17 protein-coding genes are annotated in these 20,931 nt (G+C 74.1%); 10 read left to right on the top strand and 7 right to left on the bottom strand.

The window, feature by feature from the left end:
* Positions 1–82: 82 nt before the first annotated feature.
* From crcB to ACZ68P_RS04330, 4 genes are all read right to left on the bottom strand, one after another.
* On the bottom strand, positions 83–436 hold the full coding sequence (crcB, locus tag ACZ68P_RS04315) for a fluoride efflux transporter CrcB (protein WP_471002290.1): 354 nt from the start codon (positions 434–436) through the stop codon (positions 83–85).
* A complete protein-coding gene (locus ACZ68P_RS04320) occupies positions 433–780 on the bottom strand; it encodes a DUF190 domain-containing protein (protein ID WP_471002293.1) in 348 nt (115 codons plus the stop codon). The genes crcB and ACZ68P_RS04320 overlap by 4 nt, the downstream gene beginning before the upstream one ends.
* Positions 777–1,187: a FluC/FEX family fluoride channel gene (locus ACZ68P_RS04325; protein WP_471002296.1), complete on the bottom strand. Its 411-nt coding sequence runs from the start codon at positions 1,185–1,187 to the stop codon at positions 777–779. The genes ACZ68P_RS04320 and ACZ68P_RS04325 overlap by 4 nt, the downstream gene beginning before the upstream one ends.
* A gap of 79 nt (positions 1,188–1,266) precedes the next feature.
* A complete protein-coding gene (locus ACZ68P_RS04330) occupies positions 1,267–1,959 on the bottom strand; it encodes a DsbA family oxidoreductase (RefSeq protein ID WP_471002299.1) in 693 nt (230 codons plus the stop codon).
* A 178-nt stretch (positions 1,960–2,137) separates the two neighbouring features.
* On the opposite strand from ACZ68P_RS04330, the gene ACZ68P_RS04335 reads away from it, so the two are divergent.
* Entirely contained in the window at positions 2,138–3,229 is a 1,092-nt protein-coding gene (locus tag ACZ68P_RS04335; protein ID WP_471002302.1) for an LLM class flavin-dependent oxidoreductase, read from the top strand.
* 563 nt (positions 3,230–3,792) lie between these two features.
* Positions 3,793–4,995, top strand: a complete 1,203-nt coding sequence (locus tag ACZ68P_RS04340) for an IS701 family transposase (protein ID WP_471002453.1) — start codon at positions 3,793–3,795, stop codon at positions 4,993–4,995.
* Positions 4,996–5,332: 337 nt separating this feature from the next.
* Here the strand turns inward: ACZ68P_RS04340 and ACZ68P_RS04345 are convergent, their stop codons facing one another.
* A complete protein-coding gene (locus tag ACZ68P_RS04345) occupies positions 5,333–7,303 on the bottom strand; it encodes a helix-turn-helix domain-containing protein (RefSeq protein ID WP_471002305.1) in 1,971 nt (656 codons plus the stop codon).
* Positions 7,304–7,572: 269 nt separating this feature from the next.
* Entirely contained in the window at positions 7,573–8,583 is a 1,011-nt protein-coding gene (locus ACZ68P_RS04350; RefSeq protein WP_471002308.1) for an NADPH:quinone reductase, read from the bottom strand.
* Between the two features lie 103 nt (positions 8,584–8,686).
* On the opposite strand from ACZ68P_RS04350, the gene ACZ68P_RS04355 reads away from it, so the two are divergent.
* From ACZ68P_RS04355 to ACZ68P_RS04390, 8 genes are all read left to right on the top strand, one after another.
* Entirely contained in the window at positions 8,687–9,136 is a 450-nt protein-coding gene (locus tag ACZ68P_RS04355; RefSeq protein ID WP_471002311.1) for a GNAT family N-acetyltransferase, read from the top strand.
* Between the two features lie 232 nt (positions 9,137–9,368).
* Positions 9,369–11,012 carry a class I adenylate-forming enzyme family protein gene (locus tag ACZ68P_RS04360; RefSeq protein ID WP_471002314.1) on the top strand — a complete coding sequence of 548 codons (1,644 nt, stop codon included), beginning with the start codon at positions 9,369–9,371 and terminating at the stop codon, positions 11,010–11,012.
* Complete coding sequence (locus ACZ68P_RS04365; RefSeq protein ID WP_471002318.1) at positions 11,009–13,006, top strand: FAD/NAD(P)-binding protein; 1,998 nt, start codon at positions 11,009–11,011, stop codon at positions 13,004–13,006. The genes ACZ68P_RS04360 and ACZ68P_RS04365 overlap by 4 nt, the downstream gene beginning before the upstream one ends.
* Complete coding sequence (locus ACZ68P_RS04370) at positions 13,003–14,430, top strand: nitrosuccinate lyase (RefSeq protein ID WP_471002321.1); 1,428 nt, start codon at positions 13,003–13,005, stop codon at positions 14,428–14,430. Before ACZ68P_RS04365 ends, ACZ68P_RS04370 begins: the two co-directional genes overlap by 4 nt.
* Positions 14,431–14,492: 62 nt before the next feature.
* Positions 14,493–15,911, top strand: a complete 1,419-nt coding sequence (locus tag ACZ68P_RS04375) for a nitrate/nitrite transporter (RefSeq protein ID WP_471002456.1) — start codon at positions 14,493–14,495, stop codon at positions 15,909–15,911.
* Positions 15,904–18,114, top strand: coding sequence for a molybdopterin oxidoreductase family protein (locus tag ACZ68P_RS04380; RefSeq protein WP_471002324.1), 2,211 nt, complete (start codon positions 15,904–15,906; stop codon positions 18,112–18,114). The genes ACZ68P_RS04375 and ACZ68P_RS04380 overlap by 8 nt, the downstream gene beginning before the upstream one ends.
* Positions 18,111–19,475 (top strand): FAD-dependent oxidoreductase, encoded by a 1,365-nt coding sequence (locus ACZ68P_RS04385; protein ID WP_471002327.1) that lies wholly within the window; start codon positions 18,111–18,113, stop codon positions 19,473–19,475. Before ACZ68P_RS04380 ends, ACZ68P_RS04385 begins: the two co-directional genes overlap by 4 nt.
* Positions 19,472–20,584: an NAD(P)/FAD-dependent oxidoreductase gene (locus ACZ68P_RS04390; protein ID WP_471002330.1), complete on the top strand. Its 1,113-nt coding sequence runs from the start codon at positions 19,472–19,474 to the stop codon at positions 20,582–20,584. Before ACZ68P_RS04385 ends, ACZ68P_RS04390 begins: the two co-directional genes overlap by 4 nt.
* A gap of 80 nt (positions 20,585–20,664) precedes the next feature.
* Here ACZ68P_RS04390 and ACZ68P_RS04395 read toward each other — a convergent pair.
* A partial coding sequence (locus tag ACZ68P_RS04395; RefSeq protein WP_471002333.1) for a chorismate synthase occupies positions 20,665–20,931 on the bottom strand: 267 nt, incomplete at its 5' end.

Consider the following 20,931-nt stretch of genomic DNA (forward strand, 5'->3'; position numbering starts at 1 on the left):
CCTGTCTCGAGCGGACACCGACGGACGGGGATGCTCGTCAGTCCCGGCAGGTACCTCGGCCGGGCCCTGCGCCGGACACTCCCTAGAGGAGGGTGGCCGCCCCGGTTCCCAGCCAGACGGCTGCGAGTCCGGCGGCCACGCTCCCGGCGACGTTGGCCGCGGCGTACCCGCGCGCCCCGCTCTCGTACAGCCTCAGCGTCTCGTACGAGAAGGTGGAGTACGTCGTCAGCGCCCCGCACAGGCCCGTGCCGAGCAGCAGGTGGGCCCGGGCCGAGGTGACGCCGGTGAGCAGGCCGAGGACGAAGGAGCCGACGACGTTCACCGTGAAGGTGCCCCAGGGGAAGAGCGAGTCGTGGCGTGACTGGACGGCCCGGTCGGTCAGATAGCGCAGGGGCGCGCCGACGGCTCCGCCGGCGAGGACGAGGAGCCAGTTCACCTCCGCCGCTCCCGGCCGCCGTAGCGGATGACCTCGCAGTCGTCGAGCATGACGAGTGCGTCGCCCACCAGCGGGTCGAGATGCGGCAGGAACGCCCGGATCCGCTCCTCGGTGTCCACGAGCACGATCGCGACCGGCAGGTCCTCGCTCAGCGAGAGCAGCCGCGTGGTGTGCACGAGGGAGGAGGCGCCGTACCCCTCCACGCCGCGGAACACGGAGGCTCCGGCGAGACCGCTCTCGTGTGCCCGGTGCACGATCTCGGAGTACAGCGGCCGGTGGTGCCAGACGTCGCTCTCCCCGACCAGGATCGTCACGCGCAGGGCCCTGCCCGCCGGTCTCGTCATCGCGGTCTCCTCACCAGCACGCCACGGGCCGCCGTGGTCGCGGCCCAGACGGCGGTCAGTGCCACGATCGCCGTCGATCCCAGATAGAGGATGCCCCGCGCCGCGTCCCCGGCGCTCAACAGGCGCTGCGTGTCGAGCGCGTACGTGGAGAAGGTGGTGAAGCCGCCGAGGACTCCCGTGCCGAGGAAGGGGCGCAGGAGGCGGTGCGGCGGCGCCCCGGTCTCGGTGACGAGGACCATGAGCACGCCGATCGCCGCGCAGCCGGACGCGTTCACGGCGAGGACCGTCCACGGGAAGGCGCCGGGCGGGGTGGGCCAGGTCAGCACCGCGGCGTAGCGGGCGGCCGCGCCGAGTGCGCCGCCGGCCGCGACGGCGGCGACGACCGGCAGCTGCCCGCGCGTTCCCATGGCGGCAGGTTAGGGCCTGTCGGGCCGTGTCCGGAAAGGCACCGCCTCGGGGGTGTCCCGTCGTCCCCGCTCGCAGCCGTCAGGCGGTCAGGGAGTCGAGCAGGGTGGTCGCCCAGCCGGCGTCGTAGTGGTCGAGGCGGGGGAAGCCGCCGTCGTAGAGGTCGCCGGTGAAGACGTAGGTGGCGCCCGGGTTGTGTTCGGCGTAGCCGCCGGGGGCGAAGAAGTGGGGGCTGCCCTGGATGTGCGGGCCCCGCGCCTCGTGCCATTGGTCGTAGACCTCGCGCCGGCCCGCTCCCTGGGACAGGGCCTTCTCCAGGGCGCCGGCGTCGACGTCGGGGCACTCGGCGGCGATGTCGAGGATGACGGAGTGGACGGATATGCAGCGGTGTTCGGTGTAGAAGGCGCGGCGCAGGCCGGCGTCGAGCTGGTCGGAGCCGCGCAGACCGCCCGCCTCGGGCGCCTTGGCGGCCTGGACGGCCTCGAGGGCGGGAAGGATGCTCGACGGGTACTCCCACAGGGGCGCGTTCCAGAGCCGCCAGCCCAGTTCGGGGCGGTGGGCGCCGAGCATGACGACCTCCGCGTCGACGATGTGCTTGGGCGTGGGCTGGCGGTTGAACAGCTCCAGCGGGAAGGCGCGGTGGTCGATGAGGAGGTCCTGGCCGCGTTCGGCGGCGGTGGCCCGCAGGGTGTTCAGGGCGAGCGAGGCCCAGGGGCAGCCGATGTCCGACCAGGCGGTGATGACGGGCGGCGTGGCTTCTCGTACGGGTGTCATGGCCGTGAGCGTGGGCATCGGGGGGCGGGTCGTCCAGCCCGCGCGGAAGACTTCGTCACCATGGCCGACGGGCGGCGGGGCACGACCGGAAGGCTTTCCGGATAAGTTTCCGTTTCTGCCGGAGGTCGTGCAGTATGGGGAGGACGGACCTTGCTGGGGCGGCTTGGAGTGTTGTGTCATGCAGTTCGGAATCTTCACCGTCGGGGACAGGACCACCGATCCCACCGACGGCACCACACCGGGTGAGTACGAGCGCATCAAGGCGATGGTCACCATCGCGCGCAAGGCGGAGGAGGTGGGGCTCGACGTCTTCGCGACGGGCGAGCACCACAACCCGCCGTTCGTGCCGTCCTCCCCGACGACGCTCCTCGGCCACATCGCGGCCCGCACGGAGCGGCTGATCCTGTCCACGTCCACGACGCTGATCACCACCAACGACCCGGTGAAGATCGCCGAGGACTTCGCGATGCTCCAGCACCTGGCGGACGGCCGGGTGGACCTGATGATGGGGCGCGGCAACACCGGCCCGGTCTATCCGTGGTTCGGCCAGGACATCCGCCAGGGCATCCCGCTCGCCGTCGAGAACTACGCCCTGCTGCACCGGCTGTGGCGGGAGGACGTGGTGAACTGGGAGGGCCGATTCCGTACGGCGCTCCAGGGCTTCACCTCGACGCCCCGCCCACTGGACGGCGTCCCGCCGTTCGTCTGGCACGGCTCGATCCGCTCCCCCGAGATCGCCGAGCAGGCGGCCTATTACGGCGACGGGTTCTTCGCCAACCACATCTTCTGGCCGAAGGAGCACACGGCGAAGATGGTCGGGCTCTACCGGCGGCGGTACGCGCATTACGGCCACGGAACGCCGGAGCAGGCGATCGTGGGCCTGGGCGGCCATGTCTTCGTGCGCAGGAACTCGCAGGACGCGGTACGGGAGTTCCGGCCGTACTTCGACAACGCGCCGGTCTACGGCCACGGCCCGTCCCTTGAGGAGTACACGCGCGAGACGCCGCTCACGGTCGGCTCCCCCCAGGAGGTGATCGAACGGACGCTGTCCTTCCGGGAGTACGTGGGTGACTACCAGCGGCAGTTGTTCCTGGTGGACAGCGGCGGCCTGCCGCTGAAGACGGTGCTGGAGCAGCTCGACCTGCTCGGCGAGGAAGTGATCCCGGTGCTGCGCAAGGAGATGGAGAGCCTGCGGCCCGCCGACGTGCCCGAGGGGCCGACGCACGCGGCCCGGGTGGCCCGGCGCGACGCCGAAGCGGCGCGCGCGTAGGAGCGGTGGCGCGGGCGTGGGAGCGGTGGGCGGTGGCGCGCGGTAGGCGCGAGGCGGCCGCCGGACCGGGACCGGGGGTCGGCGCGAGGCTGCCCGCGGTGTGGGTGGGCGGGTGTGCGCTGCCCACCACGTAAGCGAGACGGACAGGCGCGGCTCCTGGCCTGGGGCATTAACCAGGAGCCGGCCCGTTCCGCCTCGTCCTGCGATGGTCGGGCCGCGTTCCACCCTGGTCAAAGCGGGGTCCGAGAGTCTGTCAGATCACCCGCGCGCCGGTTTGAAACCGGGTGACGCGATTGTGGCCGGACCGCACCCCCTGGTGGTCCGGCCACACCTCTCTCCCCTGCCGGACGGTGTCCGGACCCCTGTACGTCACCCGGGAAGCCACCCCCGGTGGTCCGACCACCATCCGGCGGCCCAGACGGGTGCCGGGTACACCTCGCCCCTGGTGGGCCCCGGACGAGACGGTGTGAGGGCAGCTGGAGGGAGCTGCGAAACCGTCGGGCAGGAGTGTCGTGAGTTCATCCGTCGCAACCAAGCGCAGGACCGTTCTCGATTCACTGGGGATCCAGCACCGCACCGGAGTCGGGCCGCACTCGGCGCCGTACCGGAACGCGGTGGCCGACGATGTCTACGACGAGCTCTGTGCCACGCTCTTCTCGGGGTTTCCCCGGCGCGATCAGCGTCTGAAGGCAGAGCAGTACCTTCGGGGGCTGCTGACCGCACAGGGCCGCAAGTCGATACGTAACATCGCCGCACAGATCGGTGGCGCGGCCGCCGAGCAGAGTCTGCACCATTTCATTTCGAGCTCCACCTGGGACTGGCGGCCGATGCGGGCCGCACTCGCCGGGTTCCTGGAGCAGAACAGCTGCCCGCAGGCGTGGGTGGTCCGTTCGATGCCGATACCGAAGGCCGGCGAGCACTCGGTCGGCGTCGACCGCCGCTTCGACCCGGAGCGGGGGCAGGTGTTCCGCGGGCAGCAGGCGTTCGGGGTGTGGTTCGCCGCCGAGGAACTGAGCGTGCCGGTCAACTGGCGGCTCTTCCTGCCCGACCCCTGGGTCAAGGACCGGACACGGCGTGACCGCGCCGAGGTCCCCGAGGGGGCGGGCGAGGAGACCCTGGAGGAGTGCGCGGTCGCCGCCGCGCTCGACACCGCGCGCTGGCAGGACGTGACCCGCAAGCCGCTGCTGCTCGACATCCGCGGCGGGGCGGGGCGGGCGGCGCTGAACCGGCTGGCCGGGGCGGGGGTGCCCGTGGTCGCCAGGATCAGCGCGACGTGCCGGCTCTCGGTCGCGGACCGGGCGTTGCCCGGTTTCGGCGCCGGGCCGCTGCCGGCCCAGCAGATCCTCGAGTCGCTCAAGGGGCTGCGCCGTCCGGTCGGCTGGCTGGACACCGCGTCCGGCACCCGGACCTCGCGGACCTCGCTGGCGACGGTGGTACGGGTCGCGCTGCCGGCGCCCGCGGGGGAGCGGATGCGGCCCCTGCTGCTGCTGGGCGAGTGGGACGACCCGAGGCGGCCTCCGAGCCGGCTCTGGATCACCGATCTGACCGGTTCGACGGTCGGGACGCTGCTGCGTCTGACGAAGCTGTCCCGGCGGGTGGAGCGGGACTTCGCCCAGGTCGGGGAGGGCGCGGGCCTACGGGACTTCGTGGGCCGCTCGTTCCGCGGCTGGCACCGTCACATCACGCTGGCCTCGGCCGCCCACGCGGCGACGGTCCTGGCGACGGACTGGGACGCCGCCTTCGAACCGGGCCGCTCGGCGAGCTGACCCGACAAGCCGTCCCGGGGGCCGGCCTCGCCGGGGGGCCTGGCCGGCCCCACGGGCCCGCGCACGATGCGGACCAGCGCATCCCGCGGGCTCACACCCTGCACCGTGCGGGCCCGCGCACCATGCGGACCCGCACACCCCGCGGGCGCGCCTCGCGCGCCGTGCTGGGACGGGCACCCGGACCCCCAGCGGTCCGGGCACCCCGTGGCCGAGCCGCCTCCCGCGGCTCGGGCATCCCGTCCCCGCGCGGCCGGCGCACCCGGCAGCCCGCCGCCCACTCGCCCGCTGCACCCCGTGCGGGACAGGCGCCCCACGAGGCCGGCCGCCCCCGCTCCGCCTACGGCGTCGCGCGGTCGCGGTCCTGTGCCGAGGGGCGGGCGGGGTCCGTGCCGCGCTGGCGGGCCAGGACGTCCCGGGTGCGCTGGAGGCGCAGCGCCAGCTGCACCTCCAGGACCTGGCCGGGCTTCTGCCACTCCGCGCCGAGGAGTTCCCCGATCCGCTCCAGCCGGCGCGACACCGTGTTCGGATGGACGTGGAGCTCTTCCGCGGCGTTCGTCGGGCTCGCGCCCGACGCGAAGTACGCCTCCAGGGTGCGCGTCAGGTCCGTGAACCGCTCGGCGTCGTAGTCCAGGACGGGGCCTATCGCCGACTCGATGAAGCCGTCGACGTCGTGGTCGTCGGAGAGCAGCAGCCCCAGGAAACCGAGGTCCTGCACGGACGCGGCCGATCCCGAGCCGCCCAGCGCGCTCATCGCGTCCAGGCAGCGCATCGCCTCCTGGTACATCCGCGCCGCGCTGTCGGGGCTCCAGCCCGGGCCGGCCGCACCGACCGAGACCGGGTGCCCGAGCAGCGGGGACAGCTCGCCGGAGACCGCCTGGGCCGCCGCCGAGGCGTCGATCCCCGGCAGGAGCAGGACGATGCAGCCGCCCTGGACGGTCTTCAGACCGGACATACGGTAGGCGTACGAGGACGCCCACACCACCGCGCGCCCCTGCTCCCCGCCCTCGGGCCGGGCCACGACGAGGACGTGGGGTTTGCGCAGGTCGATGCCGAGGCGGCGGGCGCGCTGCACGATCTGCTGCGGGGCGTGCTGCGGGTCGGCGAGGAGGTCGTCGAGGAGCTCGTCGCGCACGGGGCCCTCGGCGACGGCCGTGGAGCGCTGCATCAGGAGCAGGAACGCGACGGACTGGGCGGCGAGTTCGAGCAGCCGCTCGTCCTCGCCGGTCAGACCGGTGGCCGTGCGGATCACCAGCACGCCGAGGTCCTCGGAGCCCGCGATGACCGGGGCCACCCAGGTGTTGTCACCGGTGACCACGGGCCGGCGGCCCGCGTGCGCGTCCAGCGATGCCTTCGCCACCGCCTCCTCGTCGAGGCCGGGGATGTCCCCACCGGAGGCGAGGCTGCGCCCGCCGGGGTCCCGGATCATGACGGTGCCGTCGAGGGCGTCCCCCGCCGCCTTCGCCACGTTGCACAGGTCCCCGCCCGACAGGACGAGGTTCATGATCCGGCTGTGGGCCTCGCTGACGTGCCGCATCCGGGTCAGGCTGGTGCGGGCCCGCGAGCTGTCCAGCTCCAGTTCGGTGACCTCGGCCCGGGTCTGGTCGAGCAGTCCGGCCTTCTCGATGGCGACGGCGGCCAGGTCGGCCAGCGAGGACATGAGCCCGATCTCGTCCGGGGTGTAGTGGCGGACCCGGCGGTCGGCCCCGTACAGCGCGCCGACGGTCGTCTCCCCGCTGCGCAGGGGCACGGCCATGATGGCGTGCAGCCCCTCCGCCCGTACGACCTCGTCGATCACCTCCGCGTGCGAGAAGCGGTCGTCCTCCAGATAGTCGGCGCTCCAGGCCGGTTCGCCGTGGGCGTGCGCCTCGCCGCCGAGTCCGTGGCCGTCGAGGACCCGCAGGCCGGAGGTCAGGCCGGTCAGGGAGCCCTCGGTGGTGTGGATGTAGGACGAGCCGCCGGCGGTGCGGAGACTGACGTACGCCATGTCGAAGTCGAGCAGCCGCCGCGCCCTGCGGGTGATGACCCGCAGCAGGCTGTCGAGGTCGTACGGGAAGGTCAGGTCCCGTGCGGTGTCGACCAGGGCGGCCAGGCCGGCCTCCCGCTGCTCGCGGCGGCTGAAGGAGGTGCTGATGCCGGTGGCGAGCTGAACGGCTCGTTCCAGCCTTGCCAGTTCGCCGTCCGGCATGCCGGAGCGGCGGGCGTCCCGCAGCAGCGCCTCGAAGCGGCCTGGTGGTGCGTGTTGAGCCAGCAGCTCGAGGACGGCGAGCGCGTCGGTGCCCCCGCCCCCGTCCGCGCCGTGCATGGACATCGTCCCCAACCCCCGTTGTTGGAAGAAACCGGGGACTCCGGAGAGTACCCGTACCGCTGGCCGAAACTAATTCGGTCCGGGGGTACGGTCAACGGTGAGGTCGGCCACTTCATTCCCGGCCAGGGGAAGGGAGTTGTGTCCGGGCGGGCCGCCCTGTGCGGGACGAAGCCCCCGGTGGGGGGGGCGAGGGGCGGCGGCCGGTGCGCGGGGAGCCGTGCGGGCGCGTCCGGGGGCGCGCGACCGCCGGTACGGGCCGAGGGCCGGTCGGCTCAGGCGCCGAAACGGGCTGTTGAGGAGGGGTCCGGCGTCGGGCGGAGCACGATGCGGCTGCCGTGCGGGCCGTGCGTCTCGATCCTGCGGTGGACCTCCGCGGCCTCGCTCAGCGGGCGGACCTCGATTTCACGCGGCCGCAACAGGCCCGCCACGAGCAGCCGGTTGATGGTCGCGGCGGCCTCGGCCAGCTCGGCGGTGGTCGCGTGCGAGATGACGAAGCCGGCGATCGACCCGTCCTTCATGTACAACCGCCCGGCCGGGAGGACGGGTTCGGTACGGGCGCCCGCGAGGAGCACGATCCGGCCGCGCCGGGCGAGCAGGTCCACGCTGTGGGTGAGGTCGTTGGTCCCCGACGCGTCGAGGTAGGCGTCGACGCCGTCCGGAGCGGCCTTGGCGATCAGTGCGTACACGTCGGGGTCGGTGTAGTCGAAGACCTCGCACGCGCCCAGGGAGGCGACGTAGGCCGCGTCCCGCTGCCGCGCCGTGGCGATCACGCGGGCGCCCGCCCAGGCGGCGAGGACGACCATCGCGCTGCCGACGTTGCCGGCCGCGCCCGCCACCACGACGGTCTCCCCGGCCCTGACCCGGCCGTGGGTGAACAGGCCGAGGTACGCGGTGGCCGCCGGGTGGACCACGGCGACGGCGGTCTCCGGGTCGACGCCGTCCGGGAGCCGGTAGAGCCGGTCGGCGGGGACGGCGGCCCGCTCGGCGGCCGCGCCCTGACGACCCTCGTGGCCCAGGCTGTTGCACCACACCAGATCTCCGGTGGTGAATCCGGTGGCTCCGGTTCCGCTATCGGCGACCCGGCCGACGAGGTCGCGGCCGATCACGAAGGGAAAGGGCAGCGGCGTGCGGAAGAGTCCGGAACGGACGAACGTGTCGACGGGATTGACGGTCGTGGCCAGGACGTCGACGAGAACGTCCGTGGGTCCGGGCCGGGGGTCGACCAGTTCTCCGTAATGAATCGCGTCCGGCGGTCCGAGCTCTTCGATGTAGGCAGCGCGCATGCTACGGATGGTCGCAGAGCGCTCACCCGTTTTCCGCCGGGCGGCCCCTGATATGTCAACTCGGTCCGAGCGATCCGACATTACGGCCCTAGGGTGGCTGTTCATGGAATTGTCATTGACCGATCTGACCCCGGACGATCCCGCCATGGTCACCGACGTCGGCCCGTTGATACGGACCCTGCGCCCCGGCCTCGACGCCGCCGCCTTCCTGGAGTTCGCGGTCACCGCCCACGGCCAGGGGCTCGTCTTCACCGCCGCCCACGATCCGGCCGGCCGCTGCCTCGGCGTGGCCACCCACCGCGTTCTGGCCACCAGCCGGGGCAGGCTGCTCTTCGTCGACGACCTCGTCACCGCGCCCGACGCCCGATCGGCCGGCGTGGGCACGCGGCTGCTCGGCGCAATGCGCGACCGGGCCCGCGAGGCGGGGTGCGTGCGGATCGAGCTCGACACCGGCATCACCAACCACCGGGCACAACGCTTCTACCACGCACAACGGATGAACATCACGGCCTTGCACTATGCGCTGGACACCGATCAGCGTGACCGGACTTGACGGACCCTGATTCGCTCCGTTGACCCCACCCCGGGAGCCTCAGCAGTATCCCGTCCCGAGAACGGCGAAAAATACGCCCATTCTCCGTCCGCTCCGTCCGCCATTTTCCGACCGCCTTTCTTCACCCGCGCGTTCCGGCGGGAGCGGCCCGCGCGTTCTCGCGGGAGCGGTCCGAATTCGCCTTGCCGATCAGAGTCGATCTCGGCATTTCTACCGACGAAAGCCTGGGGACATGCTGCTGCAGCGTATTGGAAACCGTGGTATCCGCCTGGGCACGCTGTTCGAGCGAGCGGCGTCCCGCCACCCCGCGAACGTCGTGATCCTCGACCACGACCTCGACATCGCCCCCGGGCTCGGGCGGCGGATGACGGTCGCCGAGGTCGCCGATCTCATCGACGACTTCGCGTCCCGGCTGTGGGCGGCGAAGGTGCGGCCCGGCGAGCGGGTCGTCGTCTACAAGTCCGACGGCTTCGACATCACGCTGCTGTCCTGTGCCATCGCCCGCGTCGGGGCCGTGCCGGTCCTCCTCTCCCCCAAGCTGGACGGCGAGACCGCCACCGAGCTCGTGCGGCGCACGGACCGGCCGTTCCTGCTCACCGACGCGGTCAAGCTGGAGAAGGAGCTGCCCGCCGAGGTCTTCGATCTGGCGGGGAAGGTGCTGCTCGCCTCCGGCAGCCACGAGGGAGCCACGGAGCTGGCCGCGCTGGCGGGCGTGCCCCGGGTCCCCGCCGTGACGATGCCGCCCGAGCACCCGACGCTGATCACCCACACCTCGGGCACCACGGGCACGCCGAAGCTGGCCGTGCACACCGGCCGGACGCTGCAGGCGCGTTACCGCCCGCAGGCCTCCGCGATCCTGCCGCTGATCCGGGACCGCGAGACGATCGCCATGCACGTGTCCTTCGTGCACTCGCGGCTCTTCACCGCCCTCGCGATCTCCCTGCTGCGCGGGTTCCCGATCATCGTGCTCGCGGACCCCGACCCGAAGCAGGCCGCGGACCTCTTCGCCCAGCTGAAGCCGGGCATTCTGGAGGCGCACCCCAACTCCTTCATGGAGTGGGAGGAGCTGGCCAAGGACCCGCGGGGCCCCCTGTCCAACGTCAAGCTGTTCTCCTCGACCTTCGACGCCATCCACCCGCGGACCGTGCACACGCTGCTGCGCGCCACCAAGCGGCGGGCGCCGCTCTTCGGCCAGCTGTACGGCCAGAGCGAGATCGGCCCGGCCGTGGTCCGCGCCTTCACCCGGCGCCGCTCGCTCGACGACGACGGACGCTGCGTCGGCCGCCCCTTCCCCGGCATGACGGACGTGCGGGTGGTGAGCCGCGACGGCAAGGAGCCCTCGCAGGACAACCCGGGCTACATCGAGGTGCGCAGCGACGGCCGGATCGTCACCTACCTCGGCGAGCAGGACCGGTACGACCAACAGGTGTCCGCGGACGGCTGGTGGCGGATGGGTGACGTCGGCTACCGCACCAAGTGGGGCTGTGTGCACCTGCTCGACCGCGAGGTCGACCTGATCGAGGGCTTCGGCTCCACGCTGGCGGCGGAGGACACCCTCTTCGGGAAGCTGGAGGAGCTGACCGAGGTCATCATCATCCCCGGCGAGGACGGCAGGGCCGTCCCGGTCATCTGCACCAAGGACGACCGGCCGCTGGATCCGGCGGCCTGGAAGGCGGCCACCGCCTCGCTGCCGCCGATGGCCGAGCCGGTGCACCGGCGGCTCGGCGAGCTGCCGCAGACCGCCACCACCAAGATCAAGCGGCTGGAGCTGGCACGTCTGCTGGCAGCGGCCGGCTCCACGGGCACCGCCCGCCCGGGCGGCGCCTCCGACACAGCGTCCCACACCACCGCATCGGCCACCGAGGAGCGAGCATGAGCGACAACCATGCCGAGTACTGCATCGTCGGCGCCGGACCCCGCGGACTGTCCGTCCTGGAACGGCTCTGCGCCAACGAGCGGCTCGCGCCCTCCCACCGGACCGTGACCGTCCACGTCGTCGACCCGGCCGCGCCGGGCGCCGGGGCGGTCTGGCGCACGGAGCAGTCACGGCACCTGCTGATGAACACCGTCGCCTCGCAGGTGACGGTCTACACCGACGCCAGCGCGCGGATCGAGGGCCCGATCGAGCCCGGCCCCAGCCTCCACGAGTGGGCCGGCGAACTCGCCGCCCTCACGGACGCGGGCGCCTCCGCCGACGGCTACGACGCCGCCACGCTGGAGGAGGCGCGCCGGCTCGGCGCGGACGACTACCCCTCCCGGGCGTTCTACGGCCGGTACCTGCACGACTGCTTCCAGCGGGTGATCGCCCGCGCGCCCGCCCACATCACGGTCCGCGTCCACCGCTCGCGGGCGGTCGCGATGGCCGACACCCACGGGGTGCCGGGCGGGCCGCAGGGCGTGCGTCTCGAGGACGGCACCCGCCTCAACCACCTCGACGGCGTGGTCCTCGCCCAGGGCCACGTGCCGGCGCGCCTGACGGCCCGCGAAGCCCGTACGGCGAGCCTGGCCCGGATCCACAACCTGCGGTACGTCACGCCCGCCAACCCGGCCGACCTGGACCTGAGCGGTGTCGAACCCGGCCAGCACGTGCTGCTGCGCGGGCTCGGGCTCAACTTCTTCGACCACATGGCGCTGTTCACGGCCGGGCGGGGCGGGACCTTCGAGCGACGGGACGGGCGGCTCGTGTACCTCGCCTCGGGGCGGGAGCCGAAGCTGTTCGCGTCCTCCCGGCGCGGGGTGCCGTACCACGCGCGCGGCGAGAACCAGAAGGGCGCGTACGGCCGCTACCTTCCGCAGCTGCTGACGCCGGAGTTCATCGAGCGGCTGCGCGCCCGCAACGTCGACGGTGAGCGCGTGAACTTCGCGCAGGACCTGTGGCCGCTGATCTCGCGGGAGGTGGAGAGCGTCTACTACGGCACGCTCCTCGACTCCCTGGGGCGCGGCGCCGAGCGCGAGGAGTTCACCGCCCGGTACCTGGCGGCGGTCGACGAGTCCGCACGGACGGCGCTGGCGGTGGAGTACGGGATTCCCGAGCCGGACCGGTGGGACTGGGAGACGCTGTCCCGGCCGTACGGGGAACGGGAGTTCACCGGCCGGGACGACTTCCGCGCCTGGCTGCTGCGCCATCTGGAGCAGGACGTGGCCGACGCGCGGGCGGGCAATGTGCACGGCCCGCTGAAGGCCGCCCTGGACGTGCTGCGGGACCTGCGCAACGAGGTCCGGCTCGCCGTCGACCACGGCGGCCTGGAGGGGAACTCGCACCGGGACGACCTGGAGGGCTGGTACACCCCGCTCAACGGCTTCCTGTCGATCGGCCCGCCGGCCTCCCGCATCGAGGAGATGATCGCGCTGATCGAGGCGGGTGTCCTGGAGGTGATGGGACCGGGCACGCAGATCCGGCTCGACGCTGCGGCGCCGTCGTTCGTGGCCGCGTCGGACACGGTGCCCGGGCCGCCGGTCCGCGCGTCGGTGCTGATCGAGGCGCGGCTGCCGGAACCGGACCTGCGGCGCACCCAGGACCCGCTGCTGCAGCACCTCCTCGGCACCGACCAGGCGACGCCGTACCGGATCGCCGGTTCCTGCGGCACGACGTACGAGACCGGCGGCCTGGCCGTGACCGAGCGGCCGTACCGCGTGGTGGACGGCCGTGGCCGTCCGCACCCGCGCCGGTTCGCCTACGGGGTGCCGACCGAGTCGGTCCACTGGGTGACGGCGGCCGGCATCCGGCCGGGTGTCGACTCGGTGACCCTCGGCGACTCGGACGCCATCGCCCGGGCGCTGCGCGCGCTGCCGCCGGCGGCGCAGGTCCCGGCCGGGGTGCGGCCGGTGCCGGAGGGCTCCTCGGTGGAGCTGTCCGGGGTGATCGTGTGACCCGCCCGTGGGAGGACGTGGGTCTCCTGTCGCCCGTGCGGGCCGGGACGCCGGTGGAGTCGGCGGTCGGTGACCGCGCGTGGCTCCAGGCCATGCTGGACGCGGAGGCCGCGCTGGTCCGGGCCCAGGCCCGGCTCGGCACGGTCCCGGAGTCCGCGGCCCGTGCCGTCTCCCACGCGGCGCGGGCCGAGCGCCTGGACGTCCGCGCCCTGGCCCTGGCGGCCCGGGAGACGGCGAACCCGGTCGTCGGCCTGGTCCAGGCGCTGACCCGGGTGGTCGCGCAGGACGATCCGGAGGCGTCGGAGTACGTCCACCGGGGCTCGACGAGCCAGGACATCCTCGACACGGGCGCGATGCTCGTCGCGACCCGGGCGCTGCGGCTGATCCGCGCGGACCTGTCGCGTACGGCGGTGGCGCTCGCCTCCCTCGCCGAGCGGCACCGCGACACCCTGATCGCCGGCCGGACCCTGAGCCTGCACGCGGTCCCGACCACGTTCGGTCTCAAGGCGGCGGGCTGGCGCGCCCTCGTCCTGGCCGCCGAGGAACGTCTGGCCCGTGTGCAGGAGTCCCTGCCGGTCTCCCTCGGCGGCGCGGCGGGCACGCTGGCGGGGTACGTGGAGTACGCCGCCCTGGCGACGGGGCCCGGGGCCCCGGCGGGCGACGGAGCGGACGGCGCCCTCGACGTCGGGGCGTATCACGAGCGGCTCCTGGAGGCGTTCGCCGACGAGACCGGGCTGAGCACCGCGCCGCTGCCGTGGCACGCGCTGCGCGCCCCCGTCGCCGATCTGGCCTCCGCGCTGGCGTTCGCGACCGGCGCGCTCGGGAAGATCGCCGTGGACGTGCAGTCGCTCGCCCGGACCGAGGTCGGGGAGGTCGCCGAACCGGCGGGCCGCGCGGGGCGCGGGGCGTCGTCCGCGATGCCGCACAAGCGGAACCCGGTCCTCGCCACCCTGGTCCGCTCGGCCGCGCTCCAGGTGCCGGCCCTGGCCGGGGCGCTCGCGCAGTGCCTGGTCACCGAGGACGAGCGGTCCGGCGGGGTGTGGCACGCCGAGTGGCAGCCGATGCGGGAGTGCCTGCGGCTCACGGGCGGGGCCGCCCACACCGCCGTCGAGCTCACCGAGGGTCTGGAGGTGCGGGCCGAACGGATGCGGGACAACCTGGCCCTCACCGGCAGCCGGATCGTCTCGGAGCGAATCGCGGCGGTGCTGGCCCCCCGGCTCGGGAAGGCCGCCGCGAAGGAGCTGCTGACCTGGGCGTCGGTGACGGCGGACCGGGACGGCCGCCCGCTCGCCGACGTCCTGGCGCAGGCCCCGGAGCTGTCCGGCGTCATGGACGCCGCCGAGGTGGCCTCGCTGTGCGACCCGGCCGCCTACACGGGTGCGGCGGGCCCCCTGGTGGACCGCGCGCTGAAGGGATCGCCGTGAACACCTCGCCCCCTGCGAACCCCCCGGGAGCGCCGGGCGCTTCGGGCGCCTCCGGCCGGGGTGTGCGCCCTTCGGGCGCCTCGGCCCGAGGTGGCGGCCGCGGTGACGGCCGCGGCCGGCGGATCGAGGAGTGGGACCCGGAGGACGTCCGGTTCTGGGAGACCCGCGGCAAGCGGATCGCCCGGCGCAACCTCGCGCTGTCCATCGCCTCCGAGCACATCGGCTTCTCCGTCTGGTCGATGTGGTCGGTCCTCGTCCTCTTCATGTCGCCGCGCATCGGACTGCCCTTCACGCCCGGCGAGAAGTTCCTCCTGGTCGTCACGCCCACGCTCGTCGGAGCGGTGCTGAGGATCCCGTACAGCCACGCCGTCACCCGCTTCGGCGGCCGTGACTGGACGGTCTTCGCCACCGCCGTCCTACTCGTGCCCGCCTGCGGCGCCGCGTACTTCGTGCAGCGTCCCGGCACGCCCCTGTGGGTCTTCCTCCTCATCGGCGCGCTCGGCGGGACGGGCGGCGGGAACTTCGCCTCCTCGATGACGAACATCACCGCCTTCTTCCCCCAGCGCCACCAGGGCTGGGCCCTCGGCCTCAACGCGGGCGGCGGCAACATCGGCGTGGCCGTCGTCCAGCTCCTCGGTCTGCTGGTCATCACCACCGCCGGCGACACGCACCCCTCCTACGTCGCCGCGTTCTACCTCCCCCTCATCGTGACGGTCTCGCTGCTCGCCGCCCTGCGGATGGACAACCTCCCGCGGCCGGACCACACGGAGAAGGGGGCCTGGCGCGAGGCCGTGCGGTGCGCGCACACCTGGTGGATATCGCTGCTCTACGTCGGCACCTTCGGCTCGTTCATCGGCTACGGCTTCGCCTTCGGCCTGGTGCTGCAGACGCAGTTCGGCTCCACGGCGCTCGAGGCGGCGTCGTACACCTTCCTCGGTCCGCTGCTCGGATCGCTCGCCCGGCCCCTGGGCGGGCGACTGGCCGACCGGTGGGGCGGAGGCCGCGTGACCGCCTGGACGTTCGTGGCGATGGCGGCCGGGACCGGCGGACTGCTCCTGGCCTCCGCACGCGGCTCGTTCGCCCTGTTCGTGGGCGGCTTCACGGTCCTCTTCGTGCTCACCGGCGTCGGCAACGGCTCCACGTACAAGATGATCCCGGCCGTCTTCGCCGAGCGGGCCGGCCGCGAGGTCACCGACGGCCGGGACGCCCTGGACGCCTTCGCCCGCGCCCGGCGCCTGTCCGGCGCGGTCATCGGGATCGCGGGCGCGGTCGGGGCGCTCGGCGGAGTGGCGGTCAACCTCGCCTTCAGGGCGGCGTACGGCTCCGAGGGCGGCAGCGGCGCTCCCGCCTTCGTCGCCTTCCTCTGCTTCTACGCCCTCTGTGTGGCGGTCACCTGGGCGGTGTACCTGCGGCCACCGCGCGCCTCCGGGGGCGCGGTCGGGGCCCCGGCCCCGCGACGGTCGGGGGTCAGCCGTGTCTGAGGCCTCCCTCACCCGCCGCACCGTCCACACCCACTGTCCGTACTGCGCCCTGCAGTGCGGTACCCGGCTCGGCAACGGTCTGGGCGAGGTGACCGTCACCCCGTCCGACTTCCCCGTCAACCAGGGCGGTCTGTGCCAGAAGGGCTGGACCGCGCCCGACGTGCTGGCCGTGAACGACCGGCTGCGCACCCCGCTGGTGCGGGGCGCCGACGGCCGTCTGTCCCCGGCCGGCTGGGACACCGCCCTCGACCTGGTCGCGGGGCGGCTCCGGGAGATCCGGCGGGAGTCCGGCGCGGACGCCGTCGGCGTCTTCGGAGGCGGTGGGCTCACCAACGAGAAGGCCTACCTCCTGGGGAAGTTCGCCCGGCTCGCGCTGGGGACCAGCCGGATCGACTACAACGGCCGCTGGTGCATGTCGTCGGCGGCCGCCGCGGGCAACGCGGCCTTCGGGATCGACCGGGGGCTGCCCTTCCCGGTGACGGACCTCGGCCGGGCGGACGTGGTACTGCTCGCCGGGGCGAACCCGGCCGAGACGATGCCGCCGCTGATGCGGCACCTGGACCGGGCGGCGCTGATCGTGCTCGACCCGCGCCGCACCCCGACCGCCGAGCGGGCCGCGCTGCACCTGCGGCCCGCGCCCGGCACGGACCTGGCGCTGGCGCTCGGGCTGTTGCAGCTGACCGTGCTCGACGGGCGGCTCGACCACTCCTTCGTACGGGAGCGGACGAACGGCTTCGACGAGGCGTGGCAGCGGGCGCTGCCCTGGACACCGGAGCGGACCGAGCGGGTCACCGGGGTGCCGGTCGACGCCCAGCGCAAGGCGGTCCGGCTGCTCGCCGACGCCCGGCGGGCGTACATCCTGACCGGGCGGGGCGCCGAGCAGCACAGCAAGGGCACGGACACGGTCTCGGCCTTCGTCAATCTGGCGCTCGCCCTGGGGCTTCCGGGGCGCGAAGGCAGCGGGTACGGCTGTCTGACCGGCCAGGGCAACGGCCAGGGCGGACGCGAACTCGGGCAGAAGAACGACCAGTTGCCGGGCTACCGGATGCTCGCCGACCCGGAGGCCCGGGCCCATGTGGCCGGGGTGTGGGGGGTGGACGCCACGTCCCTTCCGGGCCCGGGCCCGACCGCGTACGAACTGCTCGACTCGCTCGGCACGCCCCACGGCCCGCGCGCCCTGCTCGTCCTCGGCTCCAACCCGGTCGTCTCGGCGCCGCACGCCGGGCACGTCGCCGAGCGGCTCGCCGCGCTGGACCTGCTGGTGGTCGCCGACTTCGTGCCCTCGGAGACCGCGCGGATGGCCGACGTGGTCCTGCCGGTGACCCAATGGGCTGAGGAGGAGGGCACGATGACCAACCTGGAGGGGCGGGTGCTGCGCCGCAGGGCCCTGCTCGACCCGCCACCGGGCGTTCGCAGCGACCTGACCGTGCTGCGCGAGCTGGCCGTACGGCTCGGCGAGCCGGCCGAGCGCTATCCGGACCGGCCCCAGGAGGTCTTCGAGGAGCTGCGCCTGGCGACGGCGGGCGGCCGTGCCGACTACTCCGGCGTCAGCTACGAACGGCTCGACGCCGGCGAGGCGCTGTACTGGCCCTGCCCGGCCGTGCCGTCGGGCGCGGCGCACCCGGGGACGCCCCGGCTCTTCCTCGACGGCTTCGCGCACCCGGACGGGCGGGCGCGTTTCGTGCCGGTGGAGCACCGCGACCCGGCCGAGGTGCCGGGAGCGGACTTCCCGCTGTACGCGACGACCGGCCGGGTGCTCGCCCACTACCAGTCCGGGGCGCAGACCCGGCGGGTGCGGCGGCTGACGGACGCCGAGCCCGAGTCGTACGTGGAGATCCATCCCGACGCGGCCGCCCGCGCCGGCGTCGAGGCCGGCGGGTTCGCCCGGGTGGTGTCGGCGCGCGGGACGGTGGTGGCGCGGGTGCGTGTGGTGGAGGGGATGCGGCCGGACACGGTGTTCGTGCCGTTCCACTTCTCGGGGGACGGCCGGGCCAACCTCCTCACCGGTGGGGCGCTCGACCCGCGGAGCGGGATGCCGGAGTTCAAGGTGAGCGCGGTCAGGGTCGAGCCGGTCGGCGCCGTGGGCGACGAGCCGGCGGACGCCGGCGGCGCGCGCGGGGACGCCGTGGCGGGAGACGGACACGTGGGCGCGGCGGGCGCGGTGCGCGCCGGGGCCGTACGCGACGGGGCGGTGGGCCGATGAAGCGGATCGTCGTCGTCGGCAACGGTCTCGCCGCGCACCGGCTGACCTCGCGCCTCGCGACCCTCGGCCATGACGGGCCGGTGACGGTCCTCGGCGCCGAACCGGGGCCCGCCTACCAGCGCACGCTGCTCGGCTCGGTGCTCGACGGCAGTCTGCCGCCGGGCGCCCTGACGCTGCCTGCGCATCCGGAGGGCGTACGGGTCAGGACGGGCGTCCGGGTCACGGCGGTCGACCGGCGGGGCCGGACCGTCCGGTGCGCGGACGGGACGTCGCACGACTATGACGCGCTGGTCCTGGCGACCGGGGCGCGGTCGAGCGGTGACGTCCACACGCTGGCCGACTGTGCCCGCCCCGTACGGGGGCGGGTGGCCGTGATCGGCGGTGGCGTCCTCGGCGTGGAGACCGCGACGGCGCTGCGGCGGCTCGGCCACCGGGTGGTCCTGGCGCACGCGGGGCCGTACCCGATGCACCGGCACCTCGACGAGGTGGCGGGCCAGTTGCTGGCGGCCCGCCTGGAGCAGGAGGGCATCGAGCTGCGGCTCGGCGCGTACGTCCCGCCGTCCGGCACGCTCGGGGCGGACACGCTCGGGGCCGACACGGTCCTGCGCTGCACCGGGACCGCCCCGGACACGGTCCTGGCCCGCGAGGCGGGTCTGGCGGTCCGGCAGGGCGTCGTCGTCGACGAGCGGCTGCGCACCAGCGACCCGGCGGTGTACGCGATCGGCGCCTGCACGGGCCCGTCGGACCTGACGGGCACCATGACTCAGGCGGAGACGCTGGCCGTCCTCCTGACGGGCGGCGAGGCGCACTGGCTCCCCGCGGCGCGGATCGTACGCCCCCGGGTGCCGGGCCTCGACCTGGCGTGCGTGAGCGCCCCACGACCCGGTCCCGCCGGGTCCACGCCCACCGGGCACACGTCGACGGCCGGGCCCGCAGGGTCCACGGCGGCCGGGCCCGACGAGGTGGTGACCTTCTCGGACCCCGCCCGGGGGCGGTACGCCCGGATCGAGGTCCGGGGCGGACGCGTCACGGGGGCGGTGCTCGTCGGTCTTCCCGAAGGGATCGCCGCCGTCGGGCAGTTGTGCGCCGAGGCGCGTCCCGTGCCCGGCGACCGGCTCGCCCTGCTGCTCGGCGGCCGTCACGAAGGGAGCGGGGACGATCCGGCGGCGATGGCCGACGACGCCGTGCTCTGCCACTGCAACAACGTCAGCAAGGGAGCCGTCGTGCACGCCTGGCAGAACGGGGCACGGGACGTCGGGGCGGTGGCCGCGGCGACCCGGGCCACCACCGGCTGCGGCGGCTGCGCCGACGCGGTCCGCGCGGTGTGTGCCGCGCTGCGCGTCCCCGAGGGGGTCGGATGAGCCGCCGGACGCTCGTGGTCGTCGGGTACGGGCCGGTCGCGCACCGGCTCGTCGCGGAGCTCCGGTCCCTGGACCGGACCGACGGGTGGCGGATCGTCGTGCTCGGCGAGGAGCCGCGCGGCGCCTACAACCGGGTCGCGCTCTCCTCGCTCGTCTCCGGCCTGACGCCCGCCGATCTCACCCTGCCCGCCCCCGACTTCCTCGTGGACGTACGTCTCTCGACGACCGTGACGGAGATCGACCGGGAGCGGCGGACCGTACGGTGCTCCGACGGGACGCGGCACCCGTACGACGCGCTGGTCCTGGCCACCGGCTCCCGGCCCTTCGTGCCGCCCGTGCCGGGGCACGACCTGCCGCACTGCTTCACGTACCGCACGGTCGAGGACATCGACGCCATCCGGGCGGCGGCACGCGCCGGACGCCCCGGTGTGGTCATCGGCGGCGGGCTGCTCGGCCTGGAGGCCGCCGACGCGCTGCGGCACCTCGGGATGCGCCCCCATGTGGTGGAGGCGGCCCCCCGGCTCATGCCGCTCCAGGTGGACACGGGCGGCGGCCGGCTGCTCGCCTCGCTCGTGCGGGACCTCGGCGTCGAAGTGCGCTGCGAGGCGGCCACCGTCTCCGTCGACGAGCACGGCGTCCGGCTCGCTGACGGTACGGAGATCGAGGCCGGGCTCGTCGTCTTCTCCGCCGGGATACGGCCCCGGGACGAACTGGCCGCCGTCGCGGGGCTGCCGACCGGGGAGCGGGGCGGCTTCCTCGTGGACGACCGGCTGCGCACGGACGACGAACAGATCTGGGCGGTCGGCGAGTGCGCCGCCGTCGAGGGCCGCTGTCACGGCCTGCTCGCCCCGGGGCACCGGATGGCCGCGTCCGTGGCCCGTCAGCTCCTCGGTCTCGACCACCCGCCCTTCGCGGACACCGGTCAGCCGACCCGGCTCAAGCTGCTCGGCATCGGGGTCTCCGGTTTCGGTGACATCCACGCCCGTACCGAAGGGGCGATCGAGTTCAGTGAGGACGACCGGGCGGGCGGGCGCTACCGGAAGCTCGTCCTGGCCCCGGACGGCCGGACACTCCTCGGCCGTGTCGAGGTGGCGACGGCCGGCACCTGAACCGTACGGACGGTTGCGACGCGAAGCGCCCCGCCGGGCCTCAGGGCCGGCGGGGCGCTTCGCGTCGTCTCCCGATCGCCTCAGCGGGGGAGGACCGACTCCCGGTAGGAGCGGACGTTGCGGCGGATCTCGGTCACGCTGTCGCCGCCGAACTTCTCCGCGACGGCGTCGGCGAGGACGAGCGCGACCATGGCCTCGGCGACGATGCCGGCGGCCGGGACCGCGCAGACGTCGGAGCGCTGGTGGTGCGCTTGGGTCGCCTCGCCCGTGACGACGTCCACGGTGGCCAGAGCACGCGGGACGGTGGCGATCGGCTTCATCGCGGCCCGCACCCGCAGCAGTTCACC

The organism is Streptomyces sp. NPDC036822 (assembly GCF_055609145.1).